Source organism: Nostoc sp. 'Peltigera membranacea cyanobiont' 232, from assembly GCF_002245985.1.
Classification (GTDB): domain Bacteria; phylum Cyanobacteriota; class Cyanobacteriia; order Cyanobacteriales; family Nostocaceae; genus Nostoc.
Genome location: NZ_NOLK01000058.1, coordinates 37,739 through 49,313 on the forward strand (window position 1 = coordinate 37,739; position 11,575 = coordinate 49,313).

General features: G+C 40.8%; 7 protein-coding genes and 1 pseudogene. 6 read left to right on the forward strand and 2 right to left on the reverse strand.

Annotated features, from left to right (window positions below):
• Positions 1-56: 56 nt before the first annotated feature.
• Positions 57-2,060 carry an amylo-alpha-1,6-glucosidase gene (locus tag CDG79_RS19725; RefSeq protein WP_094343637.1) on the reverse strand — a complete coding sequence of 668 codons (2,004 nt, stop codon included), beginning with the start codon at positions 2,058-2,060 and terminating at the stop codon, positions 57-59.
• A gap of 560 nt (positions 2,061-2,620) precedes the next feature.
• Between CDG79_RS19725 and CDG79_RS19730 the strand changes: the two genes are divergently transcribed.
• The 3 genes from CDG79_RS19730 to CDG79_RS19740 all read left to right on the forward strand — a co-directional run bounded on the left by CDG79_RS19730 (position 2,621) and on the right by CDG79_RS19740 (position 5,071).
• Positions 2,621-3,901 (forward strand): GAF domain-containing sensor histidine kinase, encoded by a 1,281-nt coding sequence (locus CDG79_RS19730; protein WP_094343638.1) that lies wholly within the window; start codon positions 2,621-2,623, stop codon positions 3,899-3,901.
• Between the two features lie 83 nt (positions 3,902-3,984).
• Positions 3,985-4,548: an HD domain-containing protein gene (locus CDG79_RS19735; protein ID WP_094343639.1), complete on the forward strand. Its 564-nt coding sequence runs from the start codon at positions 3,985-3,987 to the stop codon at positions 4,546-4,548.
• An 82-nt stretch (positions 4,549-4,630) separates the two neighbouring features.
• The gene (locus CDG79_RS19740) at positions 4,631-5,071 is read left to right on the forward strand and encodes a thermonuclease family protein (RefSeq protein WP_223278218.1); all 441 of its coding nucleotides are present in this window, start codon (positions 4,631-4,633) and stop codon (positions 5,069-5,071) included.
• 98 nt (positions 5,072-5,169) lie between these two features.
• On the opposite strand, the gene CDG79_RS19745 is transcribed toward CDG79_RS19740, so the two are convergent.
• Positions 5,170-6,213 (reverse strand): threonine aldolase family protein, encoded by a 1,044-nt coding sequence (locus tag CDG79_RS19745; RefSeq protein WP_094343641.1) that lies wholly within the window; start codon positions 6,211-6,213, stop codon positions 5,170-5,172.
• Between the two features lie 775 nt (positions 6,214-6,988).
• Between CDG79_RS19745 and CDG79_RS19750 the strand changes: the two genes are divergently transcribed.
• The 3 genes and pseudogenes from CDG79_RS19750 to CDG79_RS19760 all read left to right on the forward strand — a co-directional run.
• Positions 6,989-7,771 carry an ABC transporter ATP-binding protein gene (locus tag CDG79_RS19750; protein ID WP_094329172.1) on the forward strand — a complete coding sequence of 261 codons (783 nt, stop codon included), beginning with the start codon at positions 6,989-6,991 and terminating at the stop codon, positions 7,769-7,771.
• 253 nt (positions 7,772-8,024) lie between these two features.
• Complete coding sequence (locus CDG79_RS19755; RefSeq protein ID WP_094343642.1) at positions 8,025-9,464, forward strand: MlaD family protein; 1,440 nt, start codon at positions 8,025-8,027, stop codon at positions 9,462-9,464.
• A 962-nt stretch (positions 9,465-10,426) separates the two neighbouring features.
• Positions 10,427-11,455, forward strand: a pseudogene (locus tag CDG79_RS19760) (pyruvate:ferredoxin (flavodoxin) oxidoreductase); the annotation flags it as partial.
• Between the last annotated feature and the right edge of the window lie 120 nt (positions 11,456-11,575).

The following is an 11,575-nucleotide window of genomic DNA, read 5'->3' on the forward strand; positions in this document are numbered from 1 at the left end:
GTTTTGCTTAACTTTGGGTATGGTGAAAGGTAAGCAGTTCATAGTTATTCCCCGCATCAACTCTCTGTTGCAAACCAAGCGCGTAAAATCTCTGCCACTGTCCACGCTTGGGCAATACATCCGCGTGGAGTCATCGGGGCATCACCATCAAAAATTTCGCTAAGACTACCAAGACCGTGTGCAGTAAGATGATTAGCCATTGGTTCTAAAAATTGACGAGACCGATCGGGATTTTTGTAAACACGCAGGTGTGCTAAGACAAACGGCCCCAACAACCAACCCCAAACTGTCCCCTGGTGATAAGAGCCATCGCGTTGATACTGATTGCCACCGTATTTACCTTGATATTTAGGATGGTCTGGGGCAAGCGATCGCAACCCATGAGAAGTTAGCAACGTTTGCCCGCAAGCTTCCACCACACCCCTTTGCTGGGCAGGTGTGAGCGGGCTTTCTGGTAATGAAACAGCAAATATTTGGTTAGGTCGCAATGCCGCATCATCACCATCAGGACTATCTAGAACGTCATAGCAATAACCTGTCTCCTTATTCCAGAAGCGAGAAAATCTATACTTAGCCCGTTCTGCCATAGCCTCATATTCTTGGTGTGGTTTACCAAGGTGACGGGCAAACTTGGCCATTGTCCGTAAAGCATTATACCAGAGGGCATTAACTTCAATCGGTTTACCAATTCGGGGTGTAACTACCCAATCGTCAACTTTGGCATCCATCCAAGTCAGTTGTACACCTGGAACGCCTGCAAAAAGTAAGCCATCGGCCGGATCGAGATGAATGTTGTAGCGTGTACCGCGACAGTGCCAATCGATGATGTCTGCAAGTACAGGAAAAAGTTCAGCAAGCAAATTATCATCATCCGTAGCGCTGTAGTAGGCGCGGACTGCTTCAAAGTACCAGAGAGTAGCATCGACAGTATTATATTCTGGTCGATCGCCTGCATCGGGAAAGCGATTTGGTAACATTCCTTGGTCTACGTACCTGGCAAAGGTGCGGAGAATTGAGCGTGCTACCTCTGGGCGACCAGTCGAAATTGTCAAACCAGGTAGACTAATCATGGTGTCGCGTCCCCAGTCGCCAAACCAGTGATAACCAGCGATGATGGTTTTGCCGTTGGGGTCTTCTGGCATTGGACGGTCAACAATAAACTGGTCAGCAGCTAGTATTAGTTGCTTGATCCAGATAGGTGATTCCTTCGTCTGGAGTGGTTGATTAGTTTTCCAAATTCCTGTGAGCTTCTGCTCTTGAGCGCGACGTAACTTAAGTGCAACTTCGGCATTGAGATTTGCTTGCTTTTCTGTACTGGCTACAAATGCGTAGGCGCAGCCCGTCGTAGACATCGCTTCCCCAGGATTCAGTGTAACTTCAAAAGTCGCAGCATGGAGATGGTCTTCTTTATCTCTCAATCCCCGATAGCGTTCAACAGCCAAGTCAAAGCCATAATACCAATCATGAGCAACAGATGCACTCCCGCCATCGCTCAGTAGATAGACTGGTACAGCACCCGGATAAGCAGTTACACAAATCCCCTGTTCCACTTCCTCAACAGACATCTTCCAGTCATTGCTTTGGGTGTCGCTGTGATAATCGCGATAGTTGACCATTGCCTTGAGCGTCAACTTCAGAGGTTGCGTGGCCCGACGCAGAGTATATTGGACATAAGTTGTATTAACACCTTGTTGCATCCACACCCGTTTTTCTAACAAGGCATCGGCAACAGCAAAACGCCATAAGGGAATTGTACCTTCCAGAGAAAAACGTTCAATACTTTGATAACCGTGGGGGCTAACAGTCCCATCTGCCCAACGATTGGTGTCTAGAGAATAAGAGCGATTGTCATACAGGACAGTTTCATCTAGTTTTGCCAGCATTAAGGTACGACCTAAAGGTGGTTTCAATGCTGCTACCAGTAGTCCATGATAGCAGCGGGTCAATAAACCAGCCACAGTTCCTGAAGCATAACCACCAATACCGTTACTAACTAACCATTCCCGTGACTCTGCCGTGTCAAGATTGCCGCAGATTTCCCGCCCAAATTCCATACACATAAGTCAACACTTTTCCTTGGGATCAATATTTGGATTATCGATTATCAATCCTCTAGTGTGCTGAGAATGATATTAAGAATTCTAAAATCTTAACTGGCGATCGCGGTTAAATAAAATCTTTGAGATTAAGTAATACTAAATACTAGTATCTTAAGTAAGACATTTCTGTAAGTAGAGGCTAAAATGCCTCTAAACGATTTTTTAACTTTATCGTGGAAGTCCACACCCTCAAGGAATTAGGGACGGCAAACGATGATATTCACTTATTGCTACCGATAAAAAAGTAATCAGTTTCTTGTATGTAAATAGCATAATGTCTCTATAGGAATCATATTTGATTTTTGAAAAAATATAAGTATTTGTAGGGTGTGTTAGACGGAACGTCGTAACGCACCATGATGGGATGGTGCGTTACGCTACACTAACGCACCCTACGTATATTTCAAAAATCAAATACTAGTCCTATAGTAGAATTTTTCTCTCAAAATAGAACAGCTTGGTCAAAATTACTATCCAGTAGATTTTTGAAATTACTTTCAGAACGAATGCAATAAGTATCCATGAACAAAACTAGTGAGGATGAAATATTGTTGCACAATCAAACTTGGCAACGCGAGCGACAAATCATAATACGTTTGTCTTCTTTAAACTATCGAACTGGCGAACTGGGCAGCTATTTGCACAATATTGCCTGTGGAGTCAGCGAACTTATTGGAGTTGATTGGACAGTTGTTACCTTTTGCCAAGAAGGGTTTGAAACTGTTCTAGCTAGTAGTCTTGAAATGGGCGAGGGTGAACATGTTTATTCATTACATGGTTTACTAACTGGTACTGTTATTAAAATGGGTCACTCATTAGCCGTGAAAGATGCTCAAAAAAACCCAGAGTATGGACAAGCTCCAGAAGGTTATTGTGCATATTTAGGGATACCATTGCGGACTGCTGAAAATAAGGTGATTGGTACTATCTGCTCTTTTAATCATCAACCACGTGATTTTACAAAAGAAGACATCCAAATTGTGGAATTGTTTGCTGAACGAGCTGCAACAGCAATTGACAACTATCATCTTTATCAACAACAGTGCAAATTTAATCATATTTTAGAAGCTGAGGTAGAGAAACGTACCGCAGAACTGCAAACAACCCAAGCCAAGCTTTTAGAACAGGAACGACTGGCGGCTATTGGTGAGTTTGCTGCCATGATTGTGCATGAAATTCGTAATCCCTTGACTACAATGATTATGGGATTAAAGTATTTCCGAAAAACCATTTTAACTGAATCTGCTCAAGAACGATTAGCGTTGGCATTGAGCGAAGCTAGTCGTTTGGAGCGTTTGCTAAGTGAGATTTTGCTCTACGCCAAGCCCCAAGTATTACAGCTTTATGAATTAGATGTGAATGAACTAATTTATGAGTTGTTGCTATGCATTCATGAAATGCCAGAAGCTGTGGAAAGGCAAATTGAATTTATTCCGGTGTTGCCTACGGTAAAAATTTTGGGGGATAAGGACAAACTAAAACAAGTATTTATCAATATTGTTCGTAATGCTTGTGAGGCAGTTATAGTAGGAGATATTGTTAAGTTGAAAGTAGATTTTTCCCATACTAATAAAGTCTGTATTAATGTCCACAATGGCGGTGAACCAATTCCATCAGAAGTTTTAACTAAACTTTTTCAGCCATTCTTCTCCACAAAACCTGGTGGTACTGGGTTAGGTCTTGCTATTACCAAACGCATCGTCAATGCTCATAATGGAGAACTGTCAATCTGTTCTGACCTATTAACAGGTACTACCGTAAGTGTTCAATTACCTGTAGTTCCTTTTGGAGCTTTTAATTGATATCAACTGCTTCTTCTGCTACGGCTATATAATTTATGATTATGATATACAGTATTACATCACTTCATCAGAAAAATCGATAAATGGAAAGACATCAAATTAGTCCAATAAACTGGTCACAAGAAACTTACATTAAAGCTTTAAATAAAGCAGCACGCGCACATCAAGGTCAAAAAATGGCAGGTTCCGAAATACCTTACCTTATGCACTTGAATCTTGTGAGCAGGGAAGTAATTGCAGCCCTTAGTATAGAAACAGAAAATGACGGAAATCTTGCCATTCAATGTGCTATTTTGCATGACACAATTGAAGATACTAATACAACCTTTGAGGAAATAAAAACTGAATTTGGTGAATCAGTAGCTAATGGTGTACTTGCACTGACTAAAGATGAAAGTTTAGCAAAACATCTCCAAATGACAGATAGTTTACAAAGGATAAAGGAGCAACCACGAGAAATATGGATGGTGAAATTAGCAGATAGAATCACTAACCTCCAAGCACCACCAAATTATTGGACTCAAGACAAAATTATTCGATATCGAGAAGAAGGTATTCAGATTTATGAAGCTTTGCAGGATGCAAGTCTATTTCTTGCTTCCCGCTTGGCAAAATTAATTGAAGATTACAAAGCGTTTATTAAGTAAATAGACTTTTGTGAGTCAAATCACACTAGCAATCTAAGCACTGCAATAACATTATCTACATGCATAAATTCTTACGTAGAAAATGATGGAATTACTTGAACTAATCTTGGTGCTAGCTACAGTAGTTGGTGTTACAGACGGGAATACAATTTTGGTTAAAGATAATGGCGGACAAACAATTCCAGTCAGACTAGCGTGTATTAAAGCACCAGACGCGACTGGACAGGCGTATACTTTAGCGGCAACTCAAAGGTTAAAACAGCTACTACCACCTAAAACTCCTGTCGTGATTAGAAGCACAGAACAACTCGATAATGGTCTTACAGTTGGTGAAGTTTTCGTGGATAATCGGTCAGTAAATCTCCTTTTGGTAGAGTCGGGTAATGCTGTCGTTGACCAAGAATGTTTACAAAATTGCTACGAGAGCAAAACCCAGTTTTTAATTGCAGAAGCTAATGCTAAAAATAAGCACCTGGGATTGTGGCAGCAATCAAAAGTTCAATTAAATTTTCATGCCAAGTAATATCAATTACAGTCGTTTGGGGCAAACTCAGATGTAATAGATATTAGATACTCGACTTTTTAAATAAGTCGGATATCTGGACAAAGCGAATTTACCAATCACATAGCTATTGTTGCTTTTTTTATATCATCAATCAATTCATCAATCCTTGATTGAGTCGTATTCCAAGAACACATAAAACGTACTCCTCCCACACCGATAAATGTATAAAACTGCCAGTTATTTGCTTTTAAGCTGTGAATAACTTGTTCAGGTAACTTAACAAACACGGCGTTGGCTTCTCTGGGAAACATCAAATCAACGCCTTCTATATTTAATAGTTGATTTTCTAAGTATTCAGCGCATTGATTGGCATGTCTGGCATTTTTTAGCCAAGCACCAGTTTCTAATAAACCTAACCAGGGAGCAGAAATAAACCGCATTTTTGAGGCTAACTGACCTGCTTGCTTACATCGATAATCAAAATCTTCTGCTAACTGTTTGTTGAAGAAAAGAATCGCTTCACCTAATGCCATTCCATTCTTAGTACCACAAAAGCACAATACATCTACTCCAGTTTTCCAAGTAATTTCAGCAGGGCTTTTATTCATCGCAGCAACTGCATTTGCAAAACGAGCGCCATCCATGTGAATCTTTAAGTTATATTTTTCCGCAACTTCTTTAATTTCTAGAAGTTCTTCAATAGAATATAAAGTTCCTAATTCTGTTGATTGCGTAATACTAATAACTTTAGGCTTGGGATAATGGATGTCAGTCCGTCTAGTGACAATTGCCTCTATCGATTCTGATGTTAACTTGCCATTTTTACCTTGAGCTAGTAACAGTTTAGAACCATTAGATGCAAATTCAGGTGCGCCACATTCATCTGTTTCTATGTGAGATGTTTCATGGCAAATGACGCTGTGATATGACTGACAAAGGGCTGCCAAAGATAAAGAATTGGCGGCTGTACCATTAAAGGTAAAAAATACTTCACAATCAATTTCAAAGAGTTCCCGAAAATAATCTGTTGCTTTTTGAGTCCATTCATCATTTCCATAAGCTGGAACACTACCTTGATTTGCCCTAATCATATATTCCAGCGCTTCTGGACAAATACCAGAGGAATTATCACTTGCAAACTGCTCTGAGTGGTTACTCATAATCTCTACTTGGATTTTTCTTAGTAATTGTTACAATAGTAGTGAATAATTTTAGGAATTGCCAACTTTAAGATTGAGTAAGAATGTTATTAGTTTCTTAAGTTATATAATGAATATGCTAATTACAATAACTTCCGATGGGAATAAAATTAATTTTTATCGAATAGTTATAAATTACTTGCAAATAAATACCAGCCCAGATATAGGATTACTATTTGATTTTTGAACGAAATTAGGTATTGTAGAGTGTGTTAGAACGGAGTTCGTAACGCACTATTATCAAGGGTTTGATGCGTTACGCTGTCGCGAACACATCCTACGGATATTTTCAGAAATCAAACCGGATTCCTATATTAAGATAAGTTGTTAGTCTGAGAATTTTTATTTTTTAAACAAAATTGCTCTCCTCACATCAAATGGTTAAATATTTTTTCTGTAGCTTTTTTCTGAGTAGTTATAGCCTCTAATAGGATGAATATACTATTAAATGAATCTGCTAATGTCCACAGAAAACTGGAGTTTTAGTTTGCATTTACTGAGACGTTAAGTTACTACGGTGTATTCCTCAGCCTTGGGGTCAGGGGATTCTGGGACATCAAGAATGGCAAATAACTAAATATTATGCTAGAAAAATAAAGTTTGCTAATTAAAACGCTAATCATATACTTATAATGTACTATACAATGCCCTGCCAGTAACTTGCTTCCTGGTAAGAGTACAAATTGGGGAACCCGCCCAAGGCACTGGCTCACCAATGACTAATGACTAATAACTAATGACTGAACCATTGATTGAACTGAAAGGTGTTTCTAAGTCCTTTGGTAGCCATAAAGTTCTAGATAATGTAGACTTAACCATTTACCGGGGAGAAGCACTGGGGATTATTGGGCCATCAGGGACTGGTAAATCAACAATTTTACGGGTAATGGCGGGGTTACTTAGTCCAGATGAAGGAGAAATTTATGTGCAAGGGGTGCGGCGAGACGGTTTGATTGAGGATGGTGGCCAGCAGGTTGGCATTGGTATGGTGTTTCAGCAGGCGGCGCTATTTGATTCGCTGACGGTGGAGGAGAATGTGGGATTTTTACTTTATCAAAATTCAAAGCTGCCGCGATCGCGTATTCGAGATTTGGTACGAGAAAAATTGGAGATGGTAGGTTTGCCATCAATAAGTGACCTTTACCCAGCCGAACTTTCTGGGGGAATGCGAAAACGGGTAAGTTTTGCCCGTGCGATTATGTCTAACCCCGATAATCCCTCAGAAGGCCCAGAAGTTCTACTATACGACGAACCAACAGCCGGACTCGATCCCATCGCCTCAACAGTAATCGAAGATTTAATCCGCTATTTGCAATGTTTACATGGAGTTTGTAGTACCTATGCTGTTGTTACCCACCAAGACAGCACTATCCGCCGGACAGCTGATAGACTTATATTTCTCTATGAAGGCAAAGTGCAGTGGCAAGGTACAGTTAGTGAGATATACAACACAGAAAATCCGTTGATCAAACAATTTATAAGTGGAAGTGTGAAAGGGCCGATTCAAGTCGTCGGTTAGAAAGTGAGAAGTTAGGAGTGAGGAGTTAAAAGTGAGAAGTTAGGAGTGAGGAGTTAAAAGTGAGAAGTTAAGAGTTAAAAGTGAGGAGTTAACAATAAGGAGCGAGGGTTAAATTCAACTCATAACTCATAACTCATAACTCATAACTCATAACTCATAACTCATAATCCCAATTCCTAGCCCCTGACTCCTAACTCTCAATTCATAACTCCTAACTTCCAACTCATAACTAATTATTGGGTGGAGGAAAAAAATGCGAGGTCTGATGACAAGCCGCTTCGCGTCTGGGCGAACATTTAGAGAAGGCTCTGTGGGGTTGTTGCTCCTGCTAGGAATAGGGGTATTTGGGTTACTCTTTCTGTGGTTAAATAGATTTACTGCTGCTGGCCGTTCATACAAAATTATTGTAGAATTTGCTAACGCTGGCGGAATGCAAAAGGGAGCAATAGTTCGCTATCGAGGTGTTAAAGTCGGAACTATTGACAAGATTTTACCAAAGGCGAATGCTATCGATGTAGAAATTGAAATTGCCCAAACTGACTTAATTATGCCTCGAAATGTACTGGTGGAAGCTAATCAAAGTGGATTAATTAGCGAAAGTATTATCGATATCACACCAAAAACAACATTACCTACTGGGGGTGTGCTTGCTAAACCCCTAGATAAAAGTTGTGATACCAGTCTCATTGTCTGTAATGGCTCTCGCTTAAAAGGTCAGATTGGCATCAGTGTTGATGAACTAATTCGCAGTTCAACTGAGCTATCTGCTGCATACAATAACCCCAAATTTTATAGAAATGTCAATAGGGTTCTAGAAACTACCACAGGCGCAGCATCGAGTTTTACTGAACTAAGTCAGGATTTACAAGGTTTGACCAAAAGCTTGCGACAACAACTAAATACATTTTCAAGCACTGCTAATTCAGTGCAACGAGCGACAAATCAACTTAATACATCCGCAAATCAAACAGTAAATAAATTTGGTGATACTGCAACTCAAGCAAATCGTTTGATCAAAAATCTGGATAATCTGTTGACAACAAATCGTTCTTCACTGGTTGGCGCTTTAAACAATATTACCCAAACCAGCAACCAACTACGTGTTACAGTCAGTAGCCTATCACCATCGATCAATCGATTGACTCAAGGAGAATTACTCAACAATTTAGAAACTCTTTCAGCAAATGCAGCCCAAGCCTCAGCTAATTTACGCGATGCTTCTAAAACTTTAAACGATCCCAAGAATGTGGTGTTGCTGCAACAAACTTTAGATTCAGCACGAGTCACCTTTGAAAATACCCAAAAAATTACATCTGATTTAGATGAATTGACAGGCGATCCTAATTTCCGCAAAAATTTACGGCAATTGGTGAATGGTTTAAGTGGTTTAGTCTCTTCTACACAAGATATGCAGCAACAAGTGCAAGTTGCTACTACTCTAGATTCGGTAAAAGCTGCTGTGAACAAACAAAAGAATCTAACTCCTAACCCAGTACCAACCAAACAGGCGATGTCTAATGACAAGTCGCTACCTGTCTATGGAGTTAATCCTTCACCTGCTAATTTTGAAAGTGCTGAAATCACTCTTGAACCAACCCCCAGTCCGTCTATCCCTAACTCATCCCAAGAAGTTCTGTTGAAACAGCTGCGGGAGTATGGTAAGCAACGGGAGCAACTAGAGACAGGAAAATAAGCAATACAGCTTGAGAATTTTAGGTAACATATTTTACTGTTTATACAGTGTGTTGAAACTCATCGACACACCTCGCCCGATCCTTGAAAACCGCATAATTCCGTTGAGGTGTGTCGATTGCTCTTGTAGCAAGGGTTTCAGGCGACAAATTTGATGCTTTTTTGAAGATTTTTTGTCATTTTTCAGAGGTGTGTCGATTTGGGTATCTGAAACTCAGTCTGGGTAAGGTTTCCAAAAGGTAACTCTTTACATAACCACTTCCCCTAACGGGGATGAAAACGATACAGAAACCCGACCCTATACCCCACAAAAAATAATCTATTAACTGAAAGCCTTATCTAATAAGTCTTTTGGCTATTGAGTACATGATTAATACATATCAATAGATGCAGCATTTAGGATGAGATACTAATATATGAAGTATTTATTTAAAGTTAATTAAAGAGCCGAAAGCCATTAATAAATCATCATTTAAACAATGGTAAATCCTACCGAGAACTCTTTGACTTTAAAATTTTAATACCCTGACTTCCTAGCTCTGGCTATTTATACAGCAGTTTGTCATTCAGTAAGGTACAAAACTAATTCGTAATTCGTAATTAAGAGGATGAATGAACAAGTCATCTTGTCGGTATCCAAAGTTTTAGATCCCCCTAAATCCACGCCACGTGCTTTAAGTGGGGCATTGCCCGCCCAACGCAGTGGCTCCCCTTAAAAAGGGGGACTTTGATTCCGATTCCCCCCTTAAAAAGGGGGGTTAGAGGGGATCTAAGAGTGCCTAAAACTACAGGGAAATACTTGTTCATTCAACCTCTAAGAGAGTACGGAAGGTCACACTGATGGAACTACAAATTGTGTTAGCGAGTCTGCAAGCGTCATTATCAATTAAAAATTACTTTGATGACTGACTCCTGAATTCTGCTCTTCTATTTACACTGAGAGACGGGGACAAAAATCAGATTATGAACAAAACCTTTGCAACCATTGATGGGAATGAAGCTGTCGCCCGTGTTGCTTACAAATTAAATGAAGCGATCGCCATTTATCCTATCACCCCCTCTTCAGCAATGGGTGAATGGGCAGATGCTTGGTCAGCCGAAGGTCGTCCTAACCTTTGGGGCACTATTCCCAGCGTTGTGCAGATGCAAAGTGAAGGGGGAGCCGCAGCAGCCGTGCATGGGGCATTGCAAACAGGTTCCCTGAGTACCACCTTCACGGCATCTCAGGGATTATTGTTGATGATTCCCAATTTCTACAAAATTGCTGGTGAGTTGACTAGCGCTGTGGTTCACGTTGCAGCCCGTTCTTTGGCTACCCACGCTTTATCAATTTTTGGCGATCATAGCGACGTGATGGCGGCTCGTGCGACTGGTTTTGCCCTGCTGTGTTCGGCTTCGGTGCAAGAAAGTCAAGATTTTGCTCTCATCGCCCATGCTGCTACTTTAGAGACGCGAGTCTCATTTATGCACTTCTTTGATGGCTTCCGCACTTCACATGAAGTCCAGAAAGTCAAACTGCTTTCAGATGGAGATTTGCGATCGCTCATCCACGATAATCTCATCCTCGCCCACCGCAGCCGGGCGCTGACCCCAGATCGTCCAGTCTTGCGGGGGACTGCCCAAAATCCCGATGTCTACTTCCAAGGACGGGAAGGTGCTAACCTTTACTACAACGCTTGTCCAAAAATTGTCCAGCGCATCATGGATGAGTTTGGAGAACGCACGGGAAGGCATTATAAAATCTATGAATATTACGGTGCAAAGGATGCCGATCGCGTTATCGTTCTTATGGGTTCAGGCTGTGAAACCGTCCATGAAACGATAGATTATCTTAACGCCCGTGGTGAAAAACTTGGTGTAGTGAAAGTGCGACTTTACCGCCCCTTTGATGTGCAAAGGTTTGTTGCAGCGTTGCCAAGTAGTGTAAAGGCGATCGCAGTTCTCGACCGCACCAAAGAAGCAGGTAGCGCCGGGGAGCCTTTGTATTTGGATTTTGGATTTGAGGTTAGGATCGAAAGTGACAATTTCATCTAACTTCTGCTGCAACAGTTCTATTCTTTCGCGCTGTTCCCAAATATCAGCCTCAGATTTTTGTTCAGCTTTCAAGATGGA

Coding starts and splice junctions, on each gene's coding strand:
- CDG79_RS19750 (WP_094329172.1), top strand. CDS start 6,989: ATGACTGAACCATTGATTGAACTGAAAGGTGTTTCTAAGTCCTTTGGT.
- CDG79_RS19730 (WP_094343638.1), top strand. CDS start 2,621: ATGAACAAAACTAGTGAGGATGAAATATTGTTGCACAATCAAACTTGG.
- CDG79_RS19745 (WP_094343641.1), bottom strand. CDS start 6,213: ATGAGTAACCACTCAGAGCAGTTTGCAAGTGATAATTCCTCTGGTATT.
- CDG79_RS19725 (WP_094343637.1), bottom strand. CDS start 2,060: ATGTGTATGGAATTTGGGCGGGAAATCTGCGGCAATCTTGACACGGCA.
- CDG79_RS19740 (WP_223278218.1), top strand. CDS start 4,631: ATGATGGAATTACTTGAACTAATCTTGGTGCTAGCTACAGTAGTTGGT.
- CDG79_RS19755 (WP_094343642.1), top strand. CDS start 8,025: ATGCGAGGTCTGATGACAAGCCGCTTCGCGTCTGGGCGAACATTTAGA.
- CDG79_RS19735 (WP_094343639.1), top strand. CDS start 3,985: ATGGAAAGACATCAAATTAGTCCAATAAACTGGTCACAAGAAACTTAC.